The sequence below is a fragment of the Streptomyces sp. NPDC025784 genome, assembly GCF_055558435.1.
In genome coordinates, this window is the sequence record NZ_JBVHMN010000006.1 from 36,740 (window position 1) to 63,284 (window position 26,545).

The 26,545-nt window shown below is 70.2% G+C and carries 21 protein-coding genes; 12 read left to right on the plus strand and 9 right to left on the minus strand.

Annotated features, from left to right (window positions below):
* Positions 1 to 68 precede the first annotated feature (68 nt).
* Positions 69 to 692: a pyridoxamine 5'-phosphate oxidase family protein gene (locus tag ACZ4IF_RS15565; protein WP_467563121.1), complete on the plus strand. Its 624-nt coding sequence runs from the start codon at positions 69 to 71 to the stop codon at positions 690 to 692.
* Positions 693 to 807: 115 nt separating this feature from the next.
* Positions 808 to 1,644: a universal stress protein gene (locus ACZ4IF_RS15570; RefSeq protein ID WP_467563123.1), complete on the plus strand. Its 837-nt coding sequence runs from the start codon at positions 808 to 810 to the stop codon at positions 1,642 to 1,644.
* Positions 1,645 to 1,688: 44 nt separating this feature from the next.
* Here the strand turns inward: ACZ4IF_RS15570 and ACZ4IF_RS15575 are convergent, their stop codons facing one another.
* Positions 1,689 to 2,153 (minus strand): pyridoxamine 5'-phosphate oxidase family protein, encoded by a 465-nt coding sequence (locus ACZ4IF_RS15575; protein WP_467563125.1) that lies wholly within the window; start codon positions 2,151 to 2,153, stop codon positions 1,689 to 1,691.
* Between the two features lie 634 nt (positions 2,154 to 2,787).
* A complete protein-coding gene (ppdK, locus tag ACZ4IF_RS15580; RefSeq protein ID WP_467563127.1) occupies positions 2,788 to 5,475 on the minus strand; it encodes a pyruvate, phosphate dikinase in 2,688 nt (895 codons plus the stop codon).
* Positions 5,476 to 5,814: 339 nt separating this feature from the next.
* Here ppdK and ACZ4IF_RS15585 point away from each other — a divergent pair, with 339 nt between their 5' ends.
* Positions 5,815 to 7,518, plus strand: a complete 1,704-nt coding sequence (locus tag ACZ4IF_RS15585) for a GAF domain-containing sensor histidine kinase (protein ID WP_467563129.1) — start codon at positions 5,815 to 5,817, stop codon at positions 7,516 to 7,518.
* Between the two features lie 114 nt (positions 7,519 to 7,632).
* On the opposite strand, the gene ACZ4IF_RS15590 is transcribed toward ACZ4IF_RS15585, so the two are convergent.
* Complete coding sequence (locus ACZ4IF_RS15590) at positions 7,633 to 9,153, minus strand: alpha/beta hydrolase (protein ID WP_467563131.1); 1,521 nt, start codon at positions 9,151 to 9,153, stop codon at positions 7,633 to 7,635.
* Positions 9,154 to 9,265: 112 nt separating this feature from the next.
* Here ACZ4IF_RS15590 and ACZ4IF_RS15595 point away from each other — a divergent pair, with 112 nt between their 5' ends.
* The 3 genes from ACZ4IF_RS15595 to ACZ4IF_RS15605 all read left to right on the plus strand — a co-directional run bounded on the left by ACZ4IF_RS15595 (position 9,266) and on the right by ACZ4IF_RS15605 (position 12,299).
* On the plus strand, positions 9,266 to 10,168 hold the full coding sequence (locus ACZ4IF_RS15595) for a helix-turn-helix domain-containing protein (protein WP_467563687.1): 903 nt from the start codon (positions 9,266 to 9,268) through the stop codon (positions 10,166 to 10,168).
* A gap of 349 nt (positions 10,169 to 10,517) precedes the next feature.
* On the plus strand, positions 10,518 to 11,048 hold the full coding sequence (locus tag ACZ4IF_RS15600) for a hypothetical protein (RefSeq protein WP_467563133.1): 531 nt from the start codon (positions 10,518 to 10,520) through the stop codon (positions 11,046 to 11,048).
* A 444-nt stretch (positions 11,049 to 11,492) separates the two neighbouring features.
* Positions 11,493 to 12,299 (plus strand): SCO4651 family lipoprotein, encoded by an 807-nt coding sequence (locus ACZ4IF_RS15605; protein WP_467563135.1) that lies wholly within the window; start codon positions 11,493 to 11,495, stop codon positions 12,297 to 12,299.
* 149 nt (positions 12,300 to 12,448) lie between these two features.
* Here the strand turns inward: ACZ4IF_RS15605 and ACZ4IF_RS15610 are convergent, their stop codons facing one another.
* Complete coding sequence (locus ACZ4IF_RS15610) at positions 12,449 to 12,853, minus strand: MarR family transcriptional regulator (RefSeq protein WP_467563137.1); 405 nt, start codon at positions 12,851 to 12,853, stop codon at positions 12,449 to 12,451.
* Positions 12,854 to 13,368: 515 nt separating this feature from the next.
* On the opposite strand from ACZ4IF_RS15610, the gene dxs reads away from it, so the two are divergent.
* The 3 genes from dxs to ACZ4IF_RS15625 all read left to right on the plus strand — a co-directional run bounded on the left by dxs (position 13,369) and on the right by ACZ4IF_RS15625 (position 18,682).
* Positions 13,369 to 15,318, plus strand: coding sequence for a 1-deoxy-D-xylulose-5-phosphate synthase (dxs, locus tag ACZ4IF_RS15615; protein ID WP_467563139.1), 1,950 nt, complete (start codon positions 13,369 to 13,371; stop codon positions 15,316 to 15,318).
* A 51-nt stretch (positions 15,319 to 15,369) separates the two neighbouring features.
* Positions 15,370 to 16,929, plus strand: coding sequence for an SLAC1 family transporter (locus ACZ4IF_RS15620; protein WP_467563141.1), 1,560 nt, complete (start codon positions 15,370 to 15,372; stop codon positions 16,927 to 16,929).
* 301 nt (positions 16,930 to 17,230) lie between these two features.
* Positions 17,231 to 18,682 (plus strand): FG-GAP and VCBS repeat-containing protein, encoded by a 1,452-nt coding sequence (locus ACZ4IF_RS15625; protein WP_467563143.1) that lies wholly within the window; start codon positions 17,231 to 17,233, stop codon positions 18,680 to 18,682.
* Positions 18,683 to 19,047: 365 nt separating this feature from the next.
* Here the strand turns inward: ACZ4IF_RS15625 and ACZ4IF_RS15630 are convergent, their stop codons facing one another.
* Together ACZ4IF_RS15630 and ACZ4IF_RS15635 are read right to left on the minus strand one after the other, a co-directional pair.
* A complete protein-coding gene (locus ACZ4IF_RS15630) occupies positions 19,048 to 19,836 on the minus strand; it encodes an alpha/beta fold hydrolase (protein ID WP_467563145.1) in 789 nt (262 codons plus the stop codon).
* 25 nt (positions 19,837 to 19,861) lie between these two features.
* Positions 19,862 to 20,485: a LysE family translocator gene (locus tag ACZ4IF_RS15635; RefSeq protein ID WP_467563147.1), complete on the minus strand. Its 624-nt coding sequence runs from the start codon at positions 20,483 to 20,485 to the stop codon at positions 19,862 to 19,864.
* Positions 20,486 to 20,594: 109 nt separating this feature from the next.
* Here ACZ4IF_RS15635 and ACZ4IF_RS15640 point away from each other — a divergent pair, with 109 nt between their 5' ends.
* On the plus strand, positions 20,595 to 21,572 hold the full coding sequence (locus ACZ4IF_RS15640; protein ID WP_467563149.1) for a LysR family transcriptional regulator: 978 nt from the start codon (positions 20,595 to 20,597) through the stop codon (positions 21,570 to 21,572).
* Between the two features lie 312 nt (positions 21,573 to 21,884).
* Here ACZ4IF_RS15640 and ACZ4IF_RS15645 read toward each other — a convergent pair whose 3' ends face one another.
* Complete coding sequence (locus ACZ4IF_RS15645) at positions 21,885 to 22,664, minus strand: NAD(P)H-dependent oxidoreductase (RefSeq protein WP_467563151.1); 780 nt, start codon at positions 22,662 to 22,664, stop codon at positions 21,885 to 21,887.
* 138 nt (positions 22,665 to 22,802) lie between these two features.
* On the opposite strand from ACZ4IF_RS15645, the gene ACZ4IF_RS15650 reads away from it, so the two are divergent.
* Complete coding sequence (locus tag ACZ4IF_RS15650; RefSeq protein WP_467563153.1) at positions 22,803 to 23,651, plus strand: helix-turn-helix transcriptional regulator; 849 nt, start codon at positions 22,803 to 22,805, stop codon at positions 23,649 to 23,651.
* A gap of 240 nt (positions 23,652 to 23,891) precedes the next feature.
* Here the strand turns inward: ACZ4IF_RS15650 and ACZ4IF_RS15655 are convergent, their stop codons facing one another.
* Positions 23,892 to 24,449 carry a cysteine hydrolase family protein gene (locus ACZ4IF_RS15655; protein ID WP_467563155.1) on the minus strand — a complete coding sequence of 186 codons (558 nt, stop codon included), beginning with the start codon at positions 24,447 to 24,449 and terminating at the stop codon, positions 23,892 to 23,894.
* 419 nt (positions 24,450 to 24,868) lie between these two features.
* Between ACZ4IF_RS15655 and ACZ4IF_RS15660 the strand changes: the two genes are divergently transcribed.
* Complete coding sequence (locus ACZ4IF_RS15660) at positions 24,869 to 25,921, plus strand: aldo/keto reductase (RefSeq protein WP_467563157.1); 1,053 nt, start codon at positions 24,869 to 24,871, stop codon at positions 25,919 to 25,921.
* A 140-nt stretch (positions 25,922 to 26,061) separates the two neighbouring features.
* On the opposite strand, the gene ACZ4IF_RS15665 is transcribed toward ACZ4IF_RS15660, so the two are convergent.
* Complete coding sequence (locus tag ACZ4IF_RS15665; RefSeq protein ID WP_467563159.1) at positions 26,062 to 26,532, minus strand: hypothetical protein; 471 nt, start codon at positions 26,530 to 26,532, stop codon at positions 26,062 to 26,064.
* Positions 26,533 to 26,545 lie beyond the last annotated feature (13 nt).

The following is a 26,545-nucleotide window of genomic DNA, read 5'->3' on the forward strand; positions in this document are numbered from 1 at the left end:
TGGGACACCGGCTCCCCCGTCCGGCGCGCACAACTCGGCCTCACCCGGCACGAGATGACCACCCGGGTATGGCGTCCACCTACCTGAAGCACCTGGCGGAACATCCCGGCGCCGCACCGAACGGGGGCACGACGCTCAGCCTGGCCCCGGCCCTGGAGACCACCGTGTCGGAGCTCGCCGCGGAGCCGACGACTCTGGACGACGATGCGGCGGTCGTACGGACCTACGCCACCTCGGACCTCGTCCACGCGATCGACGGCCAGGTGGTCGCCTTCGAGGCGGACGAGGTCGACGCCGCAGCGCATTCCGGCTGGAGCGTCGTCGTCACGGGGCAGGGCTGTCCAGGAACCGTCCGACCACGAACGGCTGGTGCGGACCGGGCCGCGCTCCCGGGCGCCTCGGCCTCAGGAGGTCTTCGTCCGTATCGAGCGCGAGTTGGTGAACGGTCGCGAATTCGTCGCCGGTCGCACGGTCTACGGGTTGGAGCTCAGGTCCACGCCAACTGGGAGGACAGCCAGGGGGACCCCCGAACACCCGGGCGTCGACCTCACCTTGACCGGCGCCTGGGCGGAGAGCGTGAGGTCGAGTTCGAGCAGACCCTGGTTCCGCGGTGTCTTCACCGCGTCCGCACCGCGCCGTACGACGCGTCACTCTCCCCCGGCCCTGCGCGTGGACCGAACGGCCCTGTCTGAAGGGGCCGTTCGTCGTGTCGGCGGCGCCCTCGACCCCTGCTGTGCGCCGCGACGAAGTACGAGCATCGTTGGTGGAAGCGCACTGACAGAGCGAGCAGCGAAAGGAAGCAGGGCCATGACTCATCACCATCACGTGGCCGTCGGTGTGGACGGCTCACTGATCTCCACCCGGGCGCTGGACCTGGCAGCGGACGAGGCGGCCCGTCGCGGGACCGCGCTGCGCGTGGTCTACGCCGTGTCGGATCGTGACGAAGCGGGACCCGTCCTGGCCGCCGCCTGCGCGCGCGTGCACGGACGGTATCCGACCCTGACCGTGGTGGTCACTGCGGCGGAAGGAGACGCCGTCCGGGAGTTGACGCGGGAGAGTGCCGACGCGGCCCTCACCGTCGTGGGCACCAGGGGACTGGGCGGTTTCGCCGGCCTCGTGCTCGGGGCGGTGAGCCCGCGCCTGGCCGCGCACACGAACGGCCCGCTACTCGTGGTACGGGGAGATCGCGCGCAAGACGTCGACCACCGCGACGTGTTGCTCGGTCTGGAGAGCGACGTCGACACCGCAACGGCTCTCTACGCACTGCAGGAGGCGGAACGGCGTGGTGCGCGGCTCCGGATCCTGCACGCGTGGACGCATCGGCACACGCCCCCCGAACTGCCCTCGGTGATGCCGGCGACGAGCCCGAGCCAGCAGCGGCTGGCTCTCCACGAACGGTCGGAAGAGGCGGTCTCCCGCTTCGCCATCTCCCGGATCCGAGAGGAACACCCTAGCGTGGAGGTCGAGAGTCGAACGGTCCGCACCGCCCCGGCGCACGCACTCGTCGAAGCCACACGGGGTGCCGCCGTCGTCGTCATCGGATCGCGCCGACCGGGTGGCCGCCATGGCGCCCGTCTCGGGCCGGTCGCCCACGCCCTGCTGCACCGCTCACACTGCCCTGTGCTCCTCGTCCCCACCGGGTGACCACCCCCGGTGTCTCCTCGCATCCGCCGGCGCCCGGACGTGGATCAGACCCCGTCCGGGCGGCTGCCTGTCGTGAGCAGAACACCGGTGACCAGGTCCGGCCGAATCCGGACCGCCAGGTCCATGGTCCGGTCCACCCACGGCCGCAACACCGCCTGATAACGGACCAGTTCACCAGGGTCGGTGACCAGGTGGGCGTATCCCGTCACCACCACGCTCCAGCCCAGGTGCGTCTCCGGGTCGATGGCGTCGGTCTCATAGGCGACGACCACACCGGGACCGTCGGTCCGCCGGGTGTACGCGGCCAGGTCGGCGCCCTCATGGGTCCGGATGAGGACGTCGCCGTCGACAAGGACGTGGTTGACAGGGCGGACGGTGGGCAGGGCGTGCCGGGTGAAGACGACCCTCCCCAGGGACACGCTGCCCAGCAGACGCAGCGCCTCGGCGCTGTCGAGTTCGATGCTGCGACGCGGCTCCGCAGCGAAGGGCCAGTGGTTGTCGTGGACCATGACGGCTTCCGTTGGTGGGCGTTCGAGGTAGTGCTCACTACTCGGTCGGCATACGGCGGGAGCGGCACCGCGGGGGAACGGTGCCGCTCGTGCCTTCACTGTTTCCCGGCCTACGGCCCCTTCCAAGGGCCAGTGGTCCCCGGTGGGGGTCCCGTACGACCCTCACGCGTCGACGGGGCACTTCCGCGGCTGCCGCCTCCGCCCGGGGCTCCGCCTCGCCACGGAGGCGGCCCAGCAGTCCTGCGAGCCGTGCCGGCGCGGTGCGCCGCGCGCACCGCCTGGGCTCGCAACCGTTCCCCCAGGCGATCGGCGAGTTGATGCGCGTCGGCTTCACGCGCGTGGACGACGACAAGCCGGCCGTCGATCTCGATCTCCGCCCCGGCCGCCCAAGGCAGCAGGACATGGTGCGCCATGTCCCTCGTGACCGTCACTCGACCGCTGACGGCCTCGAGCCCGGGCCGGGCCAGAGCCGCGTCGACCTTGGACCGGATGTACGAGAGTGCTTCGTCCTCCACGCCACCGTTCGCCCGTATCTGGACGCTGTCGTGGGTGTCGTGGGCGCTGACGTCCCCGTCGGTCATGTGCTCCGCTCCCGTTGGTCGTTCGTCATCGCTGTCCCGTCGGTGTGTCGGGTTCATCGGCTGTCGCTGCCCTTGGCCGACGGCAGTGCCGCCCGGCCCGCTTCCAGACGGGCCACCGGGACCCGGAACGGCGAGCAGGAGACGTAGTCGAGTCCCATGGTGTGGAAGAAGTGGACGGAGTCGGGGTCGCCTCCGTGTTCGCCGCAGACGCCGATCTTCAGGCCGGGTCGCGTGGCGCGGCCCTCGTCGACGGCGATACGGACCAGACGGCCCACGCCGTCGGGGTCGATCGTCTCGAAGGGGGAAACGGGGAAGACACCCTTGTCGAGGTAGGCGGAGAAGAAGGCCGCCTCGACGTCGTCGCGGGAGAAGCCCCAGGTGGTCTGGGTGAGATCGTTCGTACCGAAGGAGAAGAACTCCGCCTCCTCGGCGATGCGGCCCGCGGTGAGCGCGGCGCGGGGCAGTTCGATCATCGTGCCGACCGGGCACCGCACGGGAACACCGGACTCCTCGGACACCTCGGCGAGCGCCCGCGCCACTTCCGTGCGTTCGATACGCAGTTCCTCGACGGCGCCGACAAGCGGCACCATGATCTCGGCCTGCGGTGAGCCCCCGGCGCGTGTGCGGGCCACGACGGCCTCGGCGACGGCCCGCACCTGCATGGCGACCAGGCCCGGGACCACCAGGCCGAGGCGGACGCCTCGCAGGCCGAGCATCGGGTTCTCCTCGTGCATGCGGTTCACCGCTTCGAGCAACTCGGCCTCGTGCGGGTCGGGCTGCTCCCCACGTGCTTGAGTGGCGGCGACGCGTACGGCCAGTTCGGTGCGATCGGGCAGGAACTCGTGCAGCGGCGGGTCCAGAAGACGAATGGTGACCGGCAGGCCGTCCATCGCCGCCAGGATGTCCGTGAAGTCCTGCCGCTGGAGCGGCAGCAGTGCCGCCAGTGCCCGGTCGCGATCGGCGTCGGTGCGGGCAAGGATCATCTCCTCCACCAGCTTGCGGCGCTCACCGAGGAACATGTGCTCGGTCCGGCACAGCCCGATGCCCTGTGCACCGAACCGGCGGGCGCGCCGCGCGTCCTCGGGGGTGTCGGCGTTGGCGCGTACCTCCAACCGTCGTACGGAATCGGCCTGTTCAAGGGCTACGGCGACTGCCGCTGTGACGCCGTCGGTCCGCTCACCGGTCTCCAGGTACCGCATTGCCGGGGAGGCGACCAGCGCAACCGCGCCCGCGTACACCGCTCCGGCGGAGCCATCCACGGAGATGACCGTGCCCTCCTGGACGACGGTGCCGTCGGACGTGGCGAAACACCGGGCCTCAGTGTTCACGGCGAGGTCTTCCGCGCCGCACACGCAGACCTTGCCCATGCCCCGGGCGACGACGGCCGCGTGGCTCGTCTTGCCGCCGCGGCTGGTCAACACAGCCTCGGCGGCGACCATGCCGGGCAAGTCGTCGGGGGTGGTCTCCTGGCGCACGAGCACCACCTTCTCGCCGGTCTCCGCTCGCCGTACCGCCTCGGCGGAGTCGAAGACTGCCGCGCCGACCGCCGCGCCCGGGGAGGCCGGAAGGCCGTGGGCGAGTGGCTCGCCAGTGGCGTCCGCGTCGAATCGCGGGAACATCAGCCGTGCCAGGCCCTCCCCGCTGACGCGGGCCAGCGCCTCCTCCGGCGTGATCTGCCCTTCCTCCACGAGCTCGGCGGCGATGGCGAACGCCGCCTCGGCGGTGCGCTTGCCGACCCTGGTCTGCAGCATCCACAGAGTGCCGCGCTCGATGGTGAACTCGATGTCGCACAGGTCGCGGTAGTGCCGCTCCAGAGTCGCCATGTGGTCACGCAGCTGCCGGTACGACCGCGCGTCGATGTGTTCGAGCTCGGTCAGGGGCACGGTGTTGCGGATGCCGGCGACTACGTCCTCGCCCTGGGCGTTGGCGAGGTAGTCGCCGTACGGGCCGGGCCTGCCGGTGGCCGGGTCGCGGGTGAAGGCGACGCCGCTGCCGGAATCGGCGCCGAAGTTGCCGTACACCATGCGCTGCACGGTGACGGCCGTGCCCAGGTCGTCGGGGATGTGCTCACGCCGGCGGTACAGCCGGGCGCGCTCGCCGTTCCAGGAGCGGAAGACCGCGAGGATCGCGAGGCGCAACTGTTCAGCTGGGGACTGCGGGAATGCCTGGCCCGTCTCGTCGAGGATCAGCTGCTTGTACGTCTCGACCAGGCCTGCCAGGTCGTTCGCATCGAGATACAGGTCGTCGGGGGCTTCGCAGGTCTCCTTGAGCCGGGTCATGGCTTCCTCGAAGCGGGCGGCGTCGACTCCCATGACCGTACTGCCGAACATCTGGACGAGACGGCGATAGGAGTCCCAGGCGAAGCGGTCGCTGCCGGACGTCTTGGCGAGGCCCACCACGGAGTCGTCGTTCAGACCGATGTCCAGGACCGTCTCCATCATGCCCGGCATGGAGAACCGGGCTCCGGATCGGACGGACACCAGCAGCGGGTCGTCCTGCTGCCCCAGTCGGCGTCCGGCGGAGTCCTCCAGGGCGGACAGGTGCCGGGAGACCTCGTCCGCCATGCCCTCCGGCTCGACACCGGACCCGAGGAAAGCGCGGCAGGCGTCGGTGGTCACGGTGAAGCCCGGTGGGACCGGCAGACGTAGCCGGGTCATCTCGGCCAGGTTCGCGCCCTTGCCGCCCAGCAGATCCGCCATGTCGCGGCGGCCCTCGCGGAAGTCGTACACGTAACGGACCATGACGGTGCGCTCCTCGGCTCGGTGGGCTCGGTCGGGCTCTCCTGCGCTCTTCGATCGCGACGCGGCTCCAGCGTCGAACAGGGCCCACGGACAGGGCAGGTGCTGTCGGTCCCCCCGACAGGGCCGAACGGCCCCAACGCATCGTTCTCGGCGGTCCACGTAGGCGCCCGTTCGGCCTTCGTTCACAGCGAGGGCGACCACCGGACCGCCTGCGGCCGGATCGTAAGCCTTACCCTCACGCTCCGTGGCCCGGTAGCGTGAGCAGATACGGGAGCGGTCGGTGTCCGCCCGCCCGGGAGACCGGAGGAGACGCAGGTGGGAAGCCCCGAGGAACCTCAGATGGCGCGCATACGGTTGCCGCAACTGAGGCTGGACGAGCTGCTGGAGGAGCTGCAGGCACGGCTGGACGCGGCCCGCGGCACCAGGGACCGGGTGCACAGTCTGCTGGAAGCCGTTCTCTCCGTCGGCCGCGAGCTGGAGCTGGAGCAGGCGCTGCACAGCATCGTCGAGGCCGCGTCGGTGCTGGTCGATGCGGAGTACGCGGCCCTGGGTGTGATCGGACCCGACGGTACGCGGCTTTCCGCTTTTCACACGGTCGGGGTCAACGAGGAGCAGATCGCCCGGATCGGTCCCTTCCCGCAGGGGCACGGCATCCTGGGGGAGTTGATCCGCCGTCCCGAGCCGCTGCGGCTCGCGAAGCTCTCCGAGCATTCGGCCTCGTACGGCTTCCCACCGGGCCATCCTCCGATGCACACCTTCCTCGGGGTTCCCATCCGGGTGCGCGAGCAGGTCTTCGGCAATCTGTATCTGACCGAGAAGCGGGGCGGGACGCAGTTCGACGAGGAGGACGAGTCGGTGCTGTCGACCCTGGCCGTGGCGGCCGGAGTCGCCATCGACAACGCCCGCCTGTACGAGGAGTCCCGGCTGCGCGAGCGCTGGCTGCAGACCAACGCGGAGATCACCCACAACCTGATGTCCGGCGGCGGGCGGGCCGAGGTGCTCGGGCTCATCGCCGAGCGGGCCGGGGAGATCACCGGCTCGGCGCTGGCCGCGGTCGCGGTGCCCATGGACGACGCCGAGGCGCTCTCCGTGGAGATCGCCGTCGGGCTGGACTCCGAAGCCCACCAGGGGCTCGTGCTGCCCATGGACCGCAGCCTGATGGGGCTGGCCTTCTCCAGCGCGGCCTCCGTCACCAGCACGGACGTCGGCCATGACGACCGGATCTCCCTGGAACCACCAAGATTCGAGGGACTCGGCCCGGCCGTGGCCGTGCCCATCGGCACAGGCGTGGCGGGTGCGCGCGGCGTGCTTCTGCTGGCGCGGGAGTCCGGTCGACCGGCGTTCACGTCGACGGAGACCGAGACCCTGCAGGCCTTCGCCGCACAGGCCGCCATCGCGATGGAACTTGCGGAACGACGACAGGACGCCGAGCAGGTCGCAGTGCTCAAGGACCGCGACCGCATTGCCCGCGATCTGCACGACCTGGCCATCCAGCGATTGTTCGCCACGGGCATGACCCTGCAGAGCGCCGGTCGCTTCATCGAGCACCCCGAGGCCTCTGAGCGCGTCGTGCGCGCGGTGGACGACCTCGACGAGACCATCAAGATCATCAGATCGACGATCTTCGGCCTGCGGGAGCGTGACGGAGCAGTCGGGGCGGGATTGCGTGCCCAGGTCGTGCGGGTCGTCGGTGAGGCCACCCCCGTGCTCGGCTTCGCGCCAAGCGTCCGGATGGAGGGCCTGCTGGACACCGACGTACCGCGGGAGATCGCCGACCATGTCGTCGCCGTCCTCTCCGAGGCCCTCACCAACATCGCGCGGCACGCTCACGCCGGCCGTACCGACATCGTCCTCACATGCGACTCCCACCAGGTCCGTCTCACCGTCGCCGACGACGGCGTGGGCATCCCGCCCGAGGGGCGCCGCAGCGGACTGCGCAATATGGGAGAGCGAGCCCAACAACTGCATGGGAAACTGGAGTTGATCAGCCCTCCCGAGGGCGGCACCACGTTGGTCTGGCGGGTGCCGGTGCCCGCGGAATAGCCGGGCGCCGCGTACCGACCGAGGAGGCGTCTTCGCGGTGCGACTGACCTGGCCGAGGCGCGACGTTCGGAACCTCCCGGGCGGGACGACGTCGCCGGGTCGGCCGGCCACGCGTCAGCGCTTCAGGTGCCCCAGTACGGACCCCACCGCTCGTTCCACGGCCCGGCGCGCCGACTCCGTGTGGTCGATCGTCTCGAAGCCGTGGTGGCCGAGCGGTACGTCGATCACCTCGACATCGGCGTCGCATTCCTTGGCGGCGGCGAGGAACTCCTCGACGGTCGCCGCGATCTCCGCACGCTCCAGTTCCACCCGGGTCAGCACGATCGGCAGCCGGCCGGCGGTGCGCACCTCGACCGCCGGGCGGAACCGGGAGTCGAAGAGCCCCCAATTCGGCAGCGGAGCGAGGATCGGGTAGGTCGCCGCCACACACCGCAACCAGGGCGGCGGCGCCCCCAGCCACTGCGCCGAGAGCGGCCCGCCGGCGGAGAAGAACCACAGCGCCACGCGGTCTTCGTCGACGCGCGGATCGGCCCGTACGAGAGCGACCGCCTCGGCCATGTCCTCGGCGGCCCGCCCGTAGTCGGCGAGATCGTGCAACCGGTGGTCCACCGTCACACCCACGGCACCCTTGCCCGCGATGTACTGGGCGTAGCCGACGAAGCCCGGCCAGTCCCGTGGAGTGGGCCGCACGTCGGGGTGGACCGGGCCGCCGTGGACGAACACCACCGCCGGCCGGGGGCGCTCGTCCTCGGAGAGATCGTCCGGGAGGTGGAGGTCGACCCGTCCCACCCGCTCGCGAGGCCGCTTCGGCACATCGATCAGGAAGGGACGCAGGTGTCCTGGCTGTTCGCTCACCGTCGCGGACACCCGGTGTCCTTCTCCCGCGGCGGCCCGGAGGAGGACGTCCGCCACCTCGTCGGCCCGGGAGAGCATCGGCCAGTGCCCGGTGTCGAGTTCGAAGAAGCTCACCCGGGGGTCGGTCAGCACCTGGAAGCGGGGGTCTCCCAAACCCACCAGGCCCTCGACCATCGCGATGCTCGAACCGTTCGCGACGCACAGGACGCCCGTCGCCGGCAGCGCGGAGACCGCTCCCGACAGTCGGAGCGACTGGGTGAGTGTCCCCGCCGGTTGCGGTACGGCCTTGTCCGTCAGCCGGGTCAGCATCTCGGGCGTGAGTCCTGCGACGCTGCCCCAGCGCTGCCATTCGTCGCGAGACGGTGGCGGTACCTGCCAGGCGTCCTCGGCTGCTGCCGCCGGGCCCGACAGCCGGTCGCGGGTCGCCTCGTCGGGCAGCAGGGCGAGGGCCTGGTCGCCGTCCTGAGGCATACCGGCGTCCAGGTGGACGATCCGCGAGATCCGCTCCGGGCGCCGGTCGGCCGCGCCGAGCACCGGGTGGATGCCATAGCAGTGACCCACCAACACCACTTTCGGCGCGTCCACTTGGTCGATCAGCCGCAGCAGATCGCGGACATGCGTCTCCAGATCCGTGTCGGGTCCCGCCGCAGGGGCCCGCTCCCCCATGCCCGTGAGGGTCACCGGGTACGCCTGGGCCCCCGACTCCCGAAGCCGGTCAGCCACCTCCTGCCATATCCACCTGCCTGTGTGGGCGCCCGCCACCAGGATGAATGCCGTCATCGCCGTCTCCTCGCACTCGGTGGTCCGCGGGGCCTGCCGTACCGGCGCTCCGCGCTCGCCGGTACGGTAGGAACTCCCCCTGAGGGAGGTTCAAGTCGTGTCGCCCGAGCACATGTTGAGCATCGGGGAGCTCGCCGAGCGCGCGGGCGTCACCGTCAAGACCGTCCGCTTCTATTCCGACCGCGGCCTGCTGCCCGAGGGCGCCAGGAGTTCCGGGGGTCACCGCCGCTACGGCCCCGAGGCGCTCGAACGACTGCATCTGATCCGCTCTCTGCGCACCCTCGACCTGCCGGTTCCCGAGGTGGGCCGGGTCCTCGACCAGGAGGACACGTTGGAGGACGTCGTCGCGGGGCGGCTCCGGGAGATCGGCTCGCGGCTGACAGCCCTCCGCTGGCAGGAGGCAGCGCTTCTACTCCTCCAGGACTGTGCCCCCGACGAACGCGCCGAACGTCTGCGGCTGATCGGCTCCGTGGCCGTCCCGCCCAACACCGCCCCGCTGGCGCGGTTCTGGCGACGCTGGCTGCCGCCCAGGCTCCCGGCCCGGCTGGTCTCCGCCATCGTCGAACAGGCGGTCCCACAGCTCCCCGAAGGCCCCACGCCGGCCCAGGTGCTGGCTTTCGCACGCCTGCACGCCTTCGTCAGCGCCCCCTGTCCCGGCAAGGGCCGCCAGGGCCAGCCCGCGGCGCACGGACCGGACGGTGGACGCGCGGCGGTGCTCTACGACGGTCTCGGCGAGGCGTACGAGCTGGCCGCGAAGGAGTTGCGCGCGGACCGGTCACCGCACGAGGGCGAGGCACTCGACTGCTTCGTCTCCGCCTACGCCCGCTCACGCGGTACGCGGGACACTCCCGACTTCCGACACCGGCTCAGCCGGCTGCTGGCCGCCGACCCCCGCATCGACCACTACTGGAACCTCACCGCCGAACTCAACGGCCCTACGCAACCGACCCCGGGTGCCACCCACGACTGGCTGTGCGCAGCGCTGGACAGCTCGACAGCCCACCTGGCGGGCTGAGCCCAGAGGCCGCCGCCTCCGTCCGGTCCGCCGTTGCCCGCCAGATCGGCGTCGCCGCTGTGACGTTCCGACGCATGGCGGGCCAGGTCGCGCGGCGAGGACGTCGATGCGCGACCGCCCCGACTTGGGCACCCCTGCCCCTGCCCCTGCCCCTGCCCCTGCCCCTGGACAGCCTCATCGACCACCTGCTGCACCGCGAGCGCCGCGCGACCTCCAAGGCGCGGCGGAACCAATCGGGACAACAACGAGTGCGCAACGGGTCGGTGGCGAGGCTATGGCCCGCCGCCGATCGCTCTCTACCATCCAGGGAACTGGGGGCTCATGCGCGCTTCCGGACAGGGGGACTGGCATGGGGTCGATCACTGCACGGCCGGTGTTGCGGCGCGTCGTCGCCGCCCTCGCGGTCAGCGTTGCCCTGGCCGCAGCCTCGGGGTGCACGGTGCCCGTCGACGCCGTGGCCGGCATCTCTGTCACCGGCGACGGCCGTCTGCTCGGTGTCATGATGGTCTGCGGACATCACATCGATGGTGCGGCCCTCTACGTGGACGATGCCGACGTCGACAAGACGGTGACGGTCGGTTCGTGGACGGCCCACCGCCCCCTCGGGGCCGGTCTCGCCACGTGGACCCTCGATTCTCCTGCCGTCGGCTGGACCGCGACCAGATCCCTCGCTCCGCTCACCACCAGATCCACTTACACCCTCTACGGCTGGACCAAGGACAACTCGTGGTCATCGAGCAGCGTTTCCTTCACTCTGGCTGAACGGGACCGGCTCACCCCAGGAAAGGTCCGCTACCAGCGGATCTCGGACGACGGCGACGAATCCGCAGTCACCGTCTCCATGGCCGAGTTCAAGGCCAAAGCCTGCCGGGACGTGTGACGCGCCCAGCGCCCTGGCCTCGGGCACCAGATCGTCCAGGTCGCGCGTACAGCGGCGAGTTCCTCGGGCGCCGGTCCCCGTGCGTGCGGGTGGTCCATCGTCAGGTCCAGGTGGTGGACCGTAGCCTCCACAGCCAGGGCGATGGGCAAACGGCACGCTCAGCCAGAAGGGACCGTCTCCCGATGTCTGCTCGGCCCGAGGAGCGGGCGCCGACCAGTGCCGCGGTCACTGGCGGGCGGGGCGGGGCAGGACGTGCGATGGCCTGGCACGCGCTGCAGCACGCCAGCACTGCGCTTGTATGATCACTGCGCGGGAGGTGCTTGAAGCCTCCGCGCGCCGGATCATGCAGACGGCTCCGTCCGGGCGGGAGACATCGCACCGGGGGACGACCGTCCAGGCCGATCGGTCCGCCCGAGTGCGGCGCCACGATTCCTGGAGTTCTCGATGCGCAGACCCGTCCTGCTGGCCACCGCCGCCGCGTTGCTGTGTGCCGGATGCTCCACTGCCGACTCGGACGACGCCGAGGACGCCCGCGCCTCCGCGGCGCCGGCTTCTTCGGCCGCGTACCAAGACGCCGTGCGCAAGGCCGTCGAAACCGTCGGCAAGGGCAGCGCCGGTGTCGACGAGCGGATCGACATCACAGGCGACGGCCGCACATACACGCTCACCGTCACCGGTGACTTCGACTTCGCGGCGGACCGGGGAAGCATCGCGGTCGACTTCCCCGGTGGTGGTATCGACCACAGCGAAGAAGTCTTCGCGGACGGCAAGATCTACGTGAGCGGCACCGCTGGGACCGACGACGGCACCTGGGGAGTCGTCGCCCGCGACAAGGCGGAAGTCCATTACGCCCTGCGGGCTCCCCTCAACGATCCAGAACATGTCCTGCGACAGGTGTCCGCAATACGCAAGGTGTCGAAGGTGGGCTCGGAAACCGTCCGCGGGGCACGTGCCGTGCACTACCGCGGCGTGCTGGGCCACGCCGCCCTCACCCTGCGGATGGCTGACGACGTGCGGGACAAGATGGACCAGGTCCGCACCTCTGTCGGCAGTGACATCCCCGTCTTCGTCGACGCATGGGTCGACGACAAGGGACGGCTCGTGCGCACCCGTATGGCCTTGAACATGTCGGGCTCCGGCGCGACCGCGACCATGGATCTCGCGGACTTCGGTGAGCCGGTGAAGCCGAAAGTCCCGAAGTCCGCTGACACCTACCCGGTCACCGGCGTCAGCGGAGTGCTGCTGGGCTGAGCCGCCCCGTACCCGAGTCCCCGACCCGAGGGACCGTCCCGTGCCGTCGAGTCGGATGCGCTGAGACCGACCTGCGGCCGCGGCCCGGTCCCCGATGCTCTCCGGACGATCCCGCACGAGAAGGGCCGGGCCGCCTCGCGCGGGCCTGGCTAGCCGGGGGCTGGTGACCGTCGAGTGGCGACACGTCCGGGGACGAAGGACCGCCCGAGCACCGCCCGAGCAGTCTTCTCGGCGTCCGTGAACCTGGCACGGCCTGCGTCGGTCAGGGTCACCTCGACGGTCCTGCGGTCTCCGTCACGGCGATCGCGCTCGATCAGTCCGGCCGCCTGCATACCTTTGAGCAGGGCGGACATCCGGTGCCCCGATTCCTGAAGGAACGCGGTCAGCCGGGCCACGGGCACGGGCCGGCCCCCGGCCTCCGCGAGGGCGCCGAGAACAAGGTATTCGTGCAGCGCCAGACCGTGCAGTGTCCTCAACTCGCCGTGCAGGAGACCCAGAGTCCACAGGATCGGCGGAGGCTGCCCTGTGCTGTCCGACGGATCGCAGTCGTCCATGGCCTTCTTCCCAGAGTGGTTCCTCCGGCCGCGAGCCCACGGCCTGACGTTCACAACCAGGTTCCGTACGGCACCGATGGCGGGCCGTGCGGACATGGGGCCCTCGGATCGGGACACGGCGTCGTTCGCGTGCTCCGGTCATGCGGCGCCGACGGGCCCGGAGGGCGGGCATCTGCTCGGCGCATGTCCGGATGTGAGGCTGATGCGGCACGGAGAGCCGGCTGTGCCTGCCCTGCCTGGGTCCTAGCGTCGTCCGTGCGGCGTGGTCACACAGGTCGGTGCGTGAACGAGAACCAGATCTTCGAACACATGACGGGAAGGGCACACATGTGCCAGGACGGCTTTTCCCGAAAATCCCGCGCCCGTGGTCGGCTCCGCCCGCCGCCGCTCGAAGCAGAGGTCAGTCATGCCATCGGCCATCCGGTGAGCAAGGGAGCGGTGCCCAGAGAGGTATTCGTGAGCTGCCCACCGTTCGTCCGCCGGGGGGCACGGCAGTATCGAGGAGGAGCAGCGGAATGAGCCTGCTGGCAGGCATCAACCAGCCCGCGGACCTGAGGAGTCTGAGCCACGGAGATCTGGACCGGCTCGCCAGGGAGATCCGCCACTTCCTGATCCGGCATGTCGCGACCACAGGCGGCCACTTGGGACCGAACCTCGGCGTCGTGGAGCTGACGCTGGCGCTGCACCGGGTCTTCGACTCCCCGCGCGACCGGCTGCTGTGGGATGTCGGGCACCAGACGTACGTCCACAAGATCGTCACGGGGCGGGCCGGTGAGTTCTCCGGCCTGCGGCAGCGCGGCGGGCTCTCCGGATACCCCAGCCGGGAGGAGTCCGCGCACGACCACATCGAGCACTCCCACGCGTCGGCGGCCCTGTCGTACGCCGATGGCATGGCCAAGGCCGGACAGCTCGCCGGGGAGACGGACCGGCACATCGTCGCTGTCGTCGGTGACGGGGCGCTCACCGGCGGACTGGCCTGGGAGGCCCTCAACAACATCGCGGAGGCGCCCGACCGGCCCCTGGTGATCGTCGTCAACGACAACGGGCGTTCGTACGCGCCGACCGTCGGCGGACTCGCGCGGCACCTGGCGGCCCTGCGCGCACACCCCGGCCACGAGCGTCTCCCCGGCCGGGGCAGACATGATCTCGAAGGTGCCGGAACGGCGGGTCGGGCGCTGCACCGCACTCCGCATGCGGCCGACGAAGGCATCGAGGGGCGTCTGCGGGCGGGTACCAGGGAGTCCCACACGGACTCCGTGATGCCGCACCCGCTCTTCGTCGAGCTGGGACTCGAGTACCTCGGGCCCGTCGACGGCCACGACATCGCCGCCCTTGAAGCGACCCTGGTACGGGCCAAGGCCCATGGAGCGCCTGTCGTCGTCCACTGCGTCACACGCAAAGGGCACGGGTACGCGCCTGCCGAGCAGGACGAGGAGGACCATTTGCACGGCATCGGCGTCATCGACCCGAGGACGGGGCGCCCGCTGCGGCCTGCCGGACCGACATGGTCCGCAGTGTTCGGCCGGGAACTGATGGAACTGGCGGAGGTGCACCCGGGTGTCGTGGCCGTCACCGCGGCCATGCCCGGCTCGGTCGGCCTGAACGATTTCGCCGCGCGGTATCCCGCACGGTTCTTCGACGTCGGGATCGCCGAGCAGCATGCGGTCGCCTCGGCCGCCGGGATGGCCATGGCGGGGCTGCACCCGGTCATCGCCCTGTACGGCACCTTCTTGAACCGCGCGCTCGACCAGGTGCTGATGGACCTCGCGCTGCACCGGCTCGGTGCGACCCTCGTTCTGGACCGGTCCGGAGTCACCGGTGACGACGGCCCCAGCCACAACGGGCTGTGGGACCTGGCGATGCTCCAAGCCGTCCCCGGCCTGCGTATCGCGGCTCCCCGCGACGCGCACACACTGCGTGAGCAGCTGCGGCAGGCCGTATCGGTCAACGACGCGCCGACGGTCCTGCGCTACCCGCGCGGCGGGGTCGGTCCGGCGATTCCTGCGGTCGGCAGCGCCGGCACGGTCGACGTACTGCGTGAGACCCCCGAAACCGGCGTCCTGCTGATCGCGGTCGGAGCGATGGCACGCGTCGCCCTCGAAGCGGCAGGGCTGTGCGCCGAGCAGGGCGTGCAGATCACCGTGGTCGACCCAGGGTGGGTCAAGCCGCTTCCCCGCGAGCTGCTCGCGCTCGCTGCGGAACACTCCCTGGTCGTCACGGTCGAGGACGGGGTCCTCAGCGGAGGAGTGGGGGCAGCGGTGGCCCAGGCCCTGCATGCGGCGGACCTCCGGACGCGTGTGCGTGCCCTGGGAGTGTCCGACGGGTTTCCTCCGCAGGCCACACGGGCCGAGATACTCGCGGAAGCGGGCCTGACCGCGCAGGCCATCGCGCAGACCATCGTTGAGGCCGTCGTGACCGCCGTGTCCCCCGGTCCCCGCGCAGCCAGTGCGCCCAAAAGCCACTGAAATGCGTATTCCACTAAAATGGATCTACCGCAAGCGGCCGGAGGGTGCCTCATGGCCAAGCAGATAACCTGCCGCAGCATCTACGAGCAGAGGCCTTCCGAGGACGGGGAGGTCGGCAATCGCGTACTGGTCGACCGGGTCTGGCCGGGAGGCATCCGCCGGCGGGGCGCGCCTGTCGACGAGTGGATGCGGGGCGTCGCCCCGTCCGCCGCGCTGCAGCGCTGGTACGGATACAACCCTCTGCAGTTCGACGAATTCCGCCGCCGCTATCTCCTCGAGCTGGGCGATCAAGGCCACCGGCAGGCGGCGGCCCGACTACGGGACCTGGCAGAGCACAGCAACCTCACCCTGCTGACCGCCACGCGGGACTTGGGCCGGAGCCATGCCCTGGTCCTCGCCGAATGGCTCAGCGATCGGGTCGATCCCGATCACGATGCCTGCGGTCCCGACAGCCGGTCAGAGCCCGGGCGTACCGGTGCCGCTCCCCGACCGCCCGGACACCGCGCAGCCGTCTCCACGGCGGTGGCGAACCTCAACGCGGGGGCGCTCGCCTTCGTCATGGGCACCGGAATCGTCTCCACGGCCTTGTACGTCAACGGCGCCGGCACCGCCTCCGCCGCACTGCTCTGGGTGGCTCTGGCCGGTTTCGTGGTGCTGGTGCCCGCCTACGGCTGGCGGTTGCTGCGCCATCGCGAGCGGTTCGTCGCGGATCTCCTCGGTCCGCGCGGCTTCGCCTTCCTCACCGTGGCCATCTCCGCCAACGTGCTCGCCGCGCGCTTCGTGCCGGACGGGCACACCGCTGTGGCGGGCGCGTTCCTGGCGTTCGGAGCGTTGGGGTGGCTGTTGCTGGACTACGGCATCCCGCTCGGGCTCATCACCACGTCGAAGCGGAGTCCGTCGCTCGACCACGTGAACGGCACCTGGTTCCTGTGGGCGGTGGGGTCGGAGTCGGTGGCGGTGGCGGCGGCCTCGCTCGCCCAGGTGACCCCGGGCCACGTCCTGCCCGTGCTGGCGGTGGTGTGCTGGGCCGTCGGCCTGGTCCAGTACCTGCTGACCGCCGGAATCGTGCTGGCCAGACTGCTGGCCCGGCCGGTGCAGCCGGAAGGCCTCATGACGTCCGTGTGGATCTTCATGGGGGCCGCCGCGATCACCGTGCTCGCCGGCGTGCGGCTGATCTCGCTGCCGTCCGGCGACACGCTGCTGTCGCGTCCGGTCATCGTCGGATCGTCCGTCGTCCTGTGGGCGTTCTCCAGCTGGCTGATCCCGCTCCTGCTGACCCTGGGCCTATGGCGGCACGCGCTGCGCCGGATTCCGCTGCGTTACGGGCTCGACTGGTGGAACCTCGTCTTCCCCATCGGTATGTACGCGGTCACCACCCACGAACTGGGACGCGCGACCGGAACATCGTGGATGACCACCATCGGCCGCTGGGAAGTCTGGGTCGCCGCAGCCGTCTGGGCCGTCGCGTTCGCCGGCATGGTGACTGCCGCGCTCCGGCGCCGCTCCACGCCCAGGCGGGGCGCCGGTGCCGAGTACGGATCCGGTACCGATGCGAGGCAGGCAGCCCGCCCGGAGAGCACGGGCTCGACGCCCACCGGGACCCTTCCGTAGTCGACGGCACTTTCCGGTTCCGTCGCGTGGAGGGAGGGCTCCTGCCCGCATGCGCGAGCTCAGCATCCCCTCATGATCGACCGCCGCCCACGTCACGGCCCGCGGCGCATCGACAGCAGTTTCCGGACGGGTCTCAGCCCCGTGGGGATCCGCGCGTAATGCCCGTACACATGAGCGCCGTATGCACCTACAACTGCCCCGGAGAATACGTACAACCATTCGGCCGCCGCGTTCGTCGTAGAGCGCAGTCGATCAGATCAAGATCAGGTCGCGCACCGTACGCTCTCGACAACGGAGACCCATGCACGCCAGACGTACCACCCTCGCTGCTGCCGTGGCTCTCACGGCAGCAGTCGGCACACCGCTCCTGACCGCCCCCGGGGCGTCGGCGGCCCCCGCCAAGCTGTCCGACGACTTCAACGGCGACGGCTACCGCGACTTCGTCATGCTGGGCGGCACGCACGGCAAGGACGGCCGGGTCACCGTCGTCTACGGCACGTCGTCCGGTCCTGGCACCCGCGTCCAGGTCATCCACCAGGACTCGACGGGCATCCCGGGCGCGGTGGAGGCGGAGGACGGGTGGGGAACCGCCGCCACCACGGCCGACCTCGACCGCGACGGCTACGCCGACCTGGTGGTCTCCTCGCCCGGCGAGGATGTCGGCGACGTGCAGATGCGCGGCGGGCTGACCGTCGTCTGGGGCAGCGCGACGGGCCTCGGCTCGGGCACGGTCTTCAACTCGCCCGTCCCGCAGGAGTACGAGGGCTCGGGTGACGCGTTCGGCGAGGACGTGGTGTCCGGCGACTTCGACGGCGACGGAGACCAGGACCTGGCCGTCACCAGCAACAGCCGGGCGGGCGTGGTCCTCCTGAAGGGCCCCTTCACGCGTGCAGGCGGGAGGAGCGGCTGGGACTCCCTCGGCAACTCCTACGGCCTCCTGTGGGCCCCCAACCTGGTCGCCGGCCGGGTCACCGCCGACGCCGCCACCGACCTGTACATCCTCGGCGCCGACCTCCAGCGCAACACCGACGCGGACCTGCGGGCCTACTTCCACCGCGGGGGCAGCACCTTCACCCAGCAGGCGGGCGCGATACGGGTGCCCGACGACGGTGGCCACCAGGGCGGCGACATCCTCTCGGTCGGCGACTTCGACAAGGACGGCTACGGCGACCTCGCGATTGGCCGCGGCTACGAGACCGGCGACAGCGAACGCGGTTACGTCACCGTCCAGTACGGCGGTTCCAGCGGCCCCGACACCGCCCGCAAGCCGGTCAAGTTCACCCAGAACACCACCGGCGTGCCCGGCTCCTCCGAGAACGAGGACTACTTCGGCTCCGCCATCGCCGCCGGCGACATCAACGGCGACGGATACGCGGACCTCGCCGTCGGCGCCCGCGGCGAGGACCTCGGCACCAAGCGCGACGCCGGCGCGGTCACCGTCCTGTTCGGCCGCTCGGGCGGCCTGTCCGGCACCGGCGCCAAGTCCTACACCCAGGACACCTCCGGCATCACCGGCACCGCCGAGACCCAGGACCAGTTCGGCTCGTTCCTCAAGCTCACCGACTACACCCGCGACGGCCGCGCGGACCTCATGATCGACACCAACGAACAGCTGGGCAACGAGGACCGCTGGGGCCTCGTGCACCTGCTGAAGGGCTCCGGCTCGGGCATCACGACGACCGGCTCGAAGTCGTACTCCGTGACGTCGCTGAAGCTGTCGTACGCGCGACTGGGCGGGCCCTTCGCACGCTGAACCCGCCGACCGCTGAGCAGCGATCCACAGCCAGCCCTCGCCTGCCGGTACCGAACCCGGGGGCGGGGGCTCTGCATCCAGCGCTCCGACCGGGAAGACTCGGGCGGCCGCCGGTGGAAGGAGGACGCCCACAACCCCGCCGGACTATGCCTCGGCGACGCCGGAGGCGTCTACGTCTTCGCGTGCCGTACCTGCCCCGAGCGCCCCGTCGGGCACTGGTTCGGCTGCTCGTGAGTGTCCGGCACGGGCGCGAGTACACACCGCACGGCCAAGGAGAAAGCCGGGGCCTTTGGGTGTTGGTGGACACACCATCACGATCGGCCCACTTCACGGAGCAGGGTGTCCGAGTATCGGCTGCGCTGTACTTACGGCTTGTGCGCGGTGGTGAGGAAGTCCAGGACGAGGGGGCTGGCGTGGGTGCGGAACTCCTCGAAGTAGGCGTGCCGGGCTTCGGGGATCAGGTGGAGTCGGGCATCGGGGATGCGCCCGGTGAGCAGGGGTGCGTTGGCGGTGGGGTTGAGCAGGTCGTCGCTTCCGTGGACGACCAGAGTGGGTGCGCTGATGCCCGGCAGGATGGCCCAGGCGTCGTGCCGGTTGCTGGCCGCGAGGTGGTGGTGCCGGGCGTGGGCAGGCATGCCGGGGTCGCCGAGGGTGTGGTGCGGGCCGGGATGGGAGGCGAGCCATTGGGGGGTGTACATGAGCTCCAGCAGGGCCTGTCGCGCGGCTCCAGGCTGAGGTTGCGCCAGGGCTTGGCGGACGTCGTTGCCCCGTTCGACGCTGTGCGGGCCGCCGGGTGAGGTGCCGCCGAGAACCAGGGCGCCCACTCGGTGGGGGTGGCGGGCCGCGAGCTGCTGGGCCACCCGTCCGCCCATGGACGTGCCGTAGACGTCGGCCCGGTGGATGGCGAGTTCGTCGAGGACGGCGATGACGTCCTGGGCGAACAGTTCGGTGCTGTAGGGGCTGTCGGGCTTGTCGCTGTCGCCGGTGCCGCGGTAGTCGAGCGTGAGGGTGCTGCGAGCGGGATGGAAGTCGGCGCGAACCGTGTCCCACCAGTGGTGGTTGTTGGCCTGGCCCGCCAGCAGGACCAGCGGAGCCCCCTGACCACGGAGTTGATAGGCGATGCGGGTTCCGTCCGGCGCCGTTGCGTGGGTCATCGGCTCGTTGTTCGTGGCCCGGCCCTCAGACACCCGCTGCCACCGCGGCGCCCAGCCCGAGCAGGACGACGCCGGTCGTCACACTGAGCCCTCGCAGGACCGTCGGCCGCGACACCAAGGCGCGCCCTCGGCCGACGGCCCAGGTGAGCAACAGGTACCAAGAGGCACTGACGAGCGCCCACAGAGCTCCCAGGGCGACGGTCGACAGGAACACCGGGCCCTTCGACGTCACGAATTGGGGCAGCACCGAGACGGCGAACACACCGGCCTTCGGGTTGCCTAGGTTGGTACTCAGGCCGGTGAGGTATCCGCCCGCGAAGCCGGTGCGGCGCCCGCCCTCGCGAGGCGGGCGGGTGGAGGCGGCGCTGAGCGCGGTCCGCAGCGTGTTCACCCCGAGGATCATCAGCACGATGCCGCCTGCGATCCGGACCACCGCGTACGCGCGCGGGCTGGTCAGCAGGACAGCGGACAGACCGGACGCAGCGGCCGTGGACCACAGCAGGAAGCCGGTGGCGTTGCCCGCGAGCGTGCCTCGGACTGTGCGCTGCCCGCCGTCCAGAACCTGCCGGATCATCATGGCTTGACTCGCGCCTGGCAGCATCGCCAGCAGCAATGTGGTGACGATGAACACGGACACATGCGTAGGCATGGCGAAGGAACCCTTCCAGGGACTGCGGTCGATGGGTGCACCACCAGGCTTCCTCTCCCGCACTCGTAAGAGAAGTTAAGAGAGAAGGGTGCAGCGTTAGGATTGGTGAATGGTGGTGGACCCGGGACAGCTCCGGCTTCTCGCGTTGATCGAGCGGCACGGCTCCTTGACGGCGGCGGCTCATGCCCTTCGACTCACTCCCGCGGCGGTCACACAACAGGTGGTCAAGGCCGAGCGCGACTGGCAGGTGCCCCTGGTCGTCCGTGGCCCACGTGGAGCGACACTCACCGCGGCCGGTGCGCTGCTCGCCTCCCACGGTCGAACCGTGGAGGAGGCGTCGGACATGGCCGAGGCGCAACTGGCCGCACTGCTCGGCCGCCTCTCCCTACGGCTGCGGATCGGAACGTTCCAGGCGGCTGCCCTGCACCTGCTGCCACCCGCCCTGACGGCGCTGCGGCACCGCCATCCGGACGCCGACGTCTCCGTCGTGGACGTGGTGTCCGGACGCGGAGCGGACGAGATCAGCGCAGGGCACCTGGATCTCGCCATCGTCGCGTCCTGGGGCACGCCGCTCGCGCCACCCCCGCACCTCCGCGCTCACCCGCTCCTGCTGGACCCGATGGTCGTGGTACTCCCCGACGACCACCGGCTGGCCATCGGGCAGCCTGCGGACAGCGAACTGCACCTGGAACAGCTGCGTGCCGAATCGTGGGTTTCCATCCTGGCCGGCCACGCCGCCCGCGAACAGTTCCACAACGCTGCCCGCGAGGCCGGCTTCACTCCCACGGTGCGGTTCGAGACCGAGTCCTACGACGTCGCCCAGGCCCTCGTCGGCACAGGCAGCGCCGTGGCTCTGGTATCGCGCCTGGCCCTGACCCATGCGCCAGGCACCACCCATCGCGAACTGGCCCACCCCAGGCCCTGCCGCCAGCTCTACGCCCTGACCAAGACCGACGCCGGCCTCACACCACTCGCAGACATGCTCATCGACCTCCTACGCGACGTCGCCCGCGACATCACCGCCACCTGGGAGGCTCCCCCGCCAGCAGAACAACGCTCAGCGAACTCACCAGGTCGCCCGGCCTGAGACAACAACTACCACCGCCGACCGGCATCACTCTCGGGCGCCTGCCGCTTCGCGGCATCTCGGGGCGTGCAGTGTTTCCTCGACGGCGACGCACGCACGCCGGCCGACCGGCCGGCCGGCGATCATCGTGTCCCTCAACGCGGTCGCCGGCCTTGTGCACCACCTATGCCGCGTCGCCGGCTTTCGCGACGGCAGGCACCGCGCCGCGCCCGTGGAATGCACCGGTGCACCCTGCCTGGTGGCGCTCACCCGCACCGCTGCCACGGCCCTCGGACCGCTCCTCGGGTCAGCGCCCCTGTCCATCGTCGGCGGTCAGCCGCGCAGGTGCAGCCCGAACCCCGTGCGGCCCGCGGGCTCCAGTCCCTCCTTCAGGTTCAGGGAGGGCATCTCGTAGTCGCCGAAGTTCTGCCGCCGGAACGCGATCGGCTCGGTCGACTCCAGGGTGAGCAGGCGCTGCTCCCACGCCTTGGCGACGTCCGGATAGTCCTCGCCGGTCATCCGGTCGGTTCCGTACAGCACGAACGGGGGCAGCACCTCGATTCCCGGGTAATAGAGGATGCCGTGGTGGATCGGGAACAACAGATCGTCGATGGGGCCGTTGATCCCGCGAGCGGCGTAGTGCGACTCCGGGCCGCCGGCGGTCACCGACAGCAGAGCCTTCCTGCCCGCGAGGGTCCCTTCACCGAAGCGCTCGCCGTACTTGGTGTCGCTGTGCTCGCCGACGCCGTACGCGAAGCGGTAGGTGAACACCCGGTCCACCCAGCCCTTGAGGATCGCGGGCATCGAGTACCACCACAGCGGAAACTGGAAGATGATCGTGTCGGCCCAGAGCAGCTTCTCCTGCTCGGCGAGGACATCCGGGGTGAGCGTCCCGGCCTCGAAGGCCTGGCCCGAGTCCAGGGCGACCTTCAGCGGATTTGAAGCGTGGGAGCCGTAGTCCGCGGCATCCACGACCGCTTTCCAGTTCATCGCGTACAGATCACTCACCCGGACCTCGTGCCCGGCGTTCTCCAACGTGGACACCGCGAAGTCCTTCAGGGAGCTGTTGAGCGACCTCGGCTCCGGGTGGGCGTGGACGATCAGCGTCTTCATGGGAACTCCTTCGGATCGGTTGCCTTCGATCCTGGGCGCTGCGGCGCCCGGCGTTCAGGGGCGCCGCTTCCGTCGGATGGGACTTCCTGGTACTGGCAGGACCACCTTCACGAGCAACGTCGCGGTCATACTGGGGACATGGACGATCTTGCGGGCTTCCTGCGGACCCGGCGTTCCAGGGTCGATCCGGCGGCCGCCGGCATCACCACCGACAGCCGCCGCCGGGTCGAAGGGCTACGCCGCGAAGAGGTAGCGCACCTGTCCGGAGTCAGCGTCGACTACTACGTACGCCTGGAGCAGGGCCGCGCGACCCAGCCCTCCGAGCAAGTCCTCGACGCGCTCGCACGCGTCCTCGACCTCGACGAGACCGAACGCGGGCACCTCTACCGGCTCGCCCGGCAGCGCCGCCGCCGCACGAAGACGCCCGGCGGACGGGTCCGGCCGGAACTCCTGCGTGTTCTCGACCTGGTCCCCGACGCACCCGCGCTGATCATGAACCACCGCCTGGACGTGCTCGCCGGGAACCGGCTTGCCGAGCTCCTCCACGGCAGGCCGATACCGGGCCTCAACACCGCCCGACACATCTTCCTGGAGGAGGCCGCGCGCGGTCTTTACGCGGACTGGGAGACATGCACCCTCGACGTGGTCGGGCACCTGTGCCTGGGCGTCGGCAAATACCCCGAGGACCCTCGACTGGCCTCGCTCATCGGCGAACTGGCCATGGGCAGCGAGCGCTTCCGCCGTCTCTGGGCTCGCGCGGACGTGCGGGCTCGCACGCATGGACGCAAGGCGTACCGGCACCCACTGGTCGGACTGCTCGAACTGCATCAGGAGAACTTCGCACTACCGGACGGGTCAGGCAGAGAGTTGCTGGTGCTGTCCGCGGCCCCCGGCAGCGCCGCCGAGGACGGGCTGCGCCTGCTCTCGGGCCTGGGCACGGACAGCCGCAACACGCATCCCACGGTGAACGCCCCGGTCCGCGATTAGATCGACAACGCCCACCCACCGCCGGGATCGCCTCAACACACCGACGCCCTTCCGGACCGCAGCGGCCTGCTTCTGCGGCAGGTCACACGTTTCCCACCGACGCCCCATGCGCGAGGTGCTCGACGATCCCGGCACAGTCGCGTGCGGCGTAAGTTTCGCGACGGGCCTGGAGGCCCGACGAGGGTCCGTGCCGAACGCCGCCGGCACGGACCCTCTGCCTACCTGCCTCAAGCACCAGCTCTAGCGAGGCATCGTGGCCAGCCACCCTTCGCAGGGCCGGACTTCGAACCCCCGGCTGGGGAAGACGACGTCCATGAAGAAGCTGTGCATTGCCGAATCGCCGTCAGCGCATCCGTCGCGCAGCACTGTCACCTGGTAGCCGCGGTCCGCCGCGTCGTAGCACGTCGCAGCCACCATGGCGCTGGTCGCGACTCCGGCGATCGCCAGGCTGTCGACGCCGGCGGCGCGCAGCACAATGTCAAGGTCTGTGCCGGCGAACGCGCTGGCGCGGCGCTTCAGTACGACGACGTCCTCGTCGGCGACCGCCAGATCGAGCTCGGTTCCGGCCGATCCCTCATGGAAAGTGTCCCCCGCTTCGAAGAACGTCCTGAACAGCGCGTTTCCCGGCGGCAAGTCGGCCCCGTTGCCACGGACGGCAAAGTGCACAAACACAACGAGAGCACCGGCGGCACGAGCACCGGGGAGCAGTTCGGTGATCGGTGGCAGGACGTGCCTGGCGAAGGGATGGCTGCTCGTGATGCCTCGCTGGAGGTCGCCGATGATCAATGCCGTAGTCACAACAAACTCCTGTCCAGCCGCTCCATCCGGCGCCGTGTGGTGAGCAGGACAGCCGGTCCGGCGGCCGTGGTGATGTGATGGCCAACAGTGCGTAGGTGAAGCTTCCTCGCGATCACGATGGTCCCAGTGGAGCAGCGCTCGACGAAGCCGGCTGAAGTTGCTGACAGAGGTGATTCAGAGCAATTCCAGAATCCAGGGTTTCTTCGGTCAGTCCGATGGCCGGTACCCGCCAGAACTGGGTAGCGACTGGCGGGCGGCCCCTCATCCGCGGATGAGGCCGTGCCATGGCGTGCAGCCGACGTGGGCTCCGCTCTGAGGGAGCGGTGGCTACCGGCGGAACGTCCCTGTTCCCTTGCCGTCGAGTGCACTCCAAGCCCTAACCTGACCCTCGGCCACCTCACCTGTGACGGAGCACCTGTATGCGCTATCGCGTCCTCGGCAAGACCGGCATCGAGGTCAGCGCCCACTGCCTCGGCACGATGATGTTCGGTGCCTTCGGCAACGCCGACCACGAAGACAGCGCACGCATCATCCACGCCGCGCTCGACGCCGGCATCAACTTCGTGGACACCGCCGACATGTACTCGGCCGGCGAATGCGAGGAGATCGTCGGCAAGTCGCTCAAGGGCAGGCGCGACGACGTCGTACTGGCCACCAAGGTGCACTTTCCGCTGGCAGAGGGAAGAAACCGCGGCGGAAATTCGCGCCGCTGGATCCTCAAGGCCGTCGAGGGCAGTCTGCGACGCCTGAACACGGACTGGATCGACCTCTACCAGGTGCACCGTCCTGACCACACCACCGACATCGAGGAAACCCTGTCGGTCCTCAGCGACCTGGTGACAGCGGGCAAGATCCGGACCTTCGGCTGCTCCACGTTCCCTGCTGAAGACCTCGTCGAGGCCGACCATGTCGCGGAGCGACGCGGACTGATGCGACTGCGCACGGAGCAGCCGCCGTACTCGATTCTCGCGCGCGGCATCGAACGGTCCGTGCTGCCCACCGCCCAGCGCCTGGGCATGGGAGTGCTGACCTGGTCGCCGCTCGCCTCGGGATTCCTCTCCGGTGCCCTCCGTGAGGGAAAGCCCGTCGATCTCACCGCCGGCCGCGCCAAGCGCACTCCGCACCGCTTCGACCCCGCGCTCCCGGGCAACGCCGCGAAATTCGCCGCCGTCGAGCAACTCGTCACTCTCGCCGAGGAGGTGGGCTGCACCCTTCCGGAACTCGCCGTCGCCTTTCCTCCGGTGCACCCGGCCGTCACATCGGTGATCATCGGTCCGCGCACCATGGACCAGCTCACCTCGCTCCTCAAGGGAGCCGACCTGCAGCTCGACGACGCGGTCCTCGACCGTATCGACGAGATCGTGGCGCCTGGCATCGATCTCTATCAGGCCGACGGTGTCTGGCAGCCGCCGTCACTCACCGATCGCGCGTGGCGCAGGCGTCCCGTTGCGGAGCGGGCAGCCGCGGACTGAGCCGCAGGGTGGTGGTGCCGGTGGCGCCGACCGCAGCGGCTCCCTTGGGTCGGTGAGCCATGGTCAGGGCCTCCGCTCATCGATGCCAAGGTGGTCGAGGACCGTGGGGCCTGGAGGCCGGAACCCACGATGCCATGAGGTCACCGGGGCTTTGGTGTCAGTCGCCTTTCAGCAGTTGGCAGCAGTTCTTCCAGGGCCGCGCGAGTTTCGGCTATCCGCTTCTTCCAGGCCGCGCCGCGGAGGGTGGCGAAGTCTTCCGCGACCACGGGCTCGGCGCCGCTCACGCAGTATGCGTGGACCGAGGATGCGATGTCCTCGGTGAGGAGATGGTCGTAATGGAACGAGCCCTCGAAGCCTGCCCAGGCCACGGCCCTGCCGGCCGCGCACAAGCGACGCAGGGTCTCGCGGGTGTAGGTGGACAGGGTGAGAGAGGTGTCGCGGAAGGTGAGGTCGTACGCCATCAGGCCGAGCGACGCGATCGCTGCCGGCTGCTCCATCAGCATGAAAGGGTGCACCTCGTCGGGCACGAGACCAGCGAGCTGGAAGGCCTCATGGGGCAGCGGTTCGTTGCCCGCGCCGATGACGAACACGGTCACCATGGCGGGACCCATGAGGCAGAGTCCT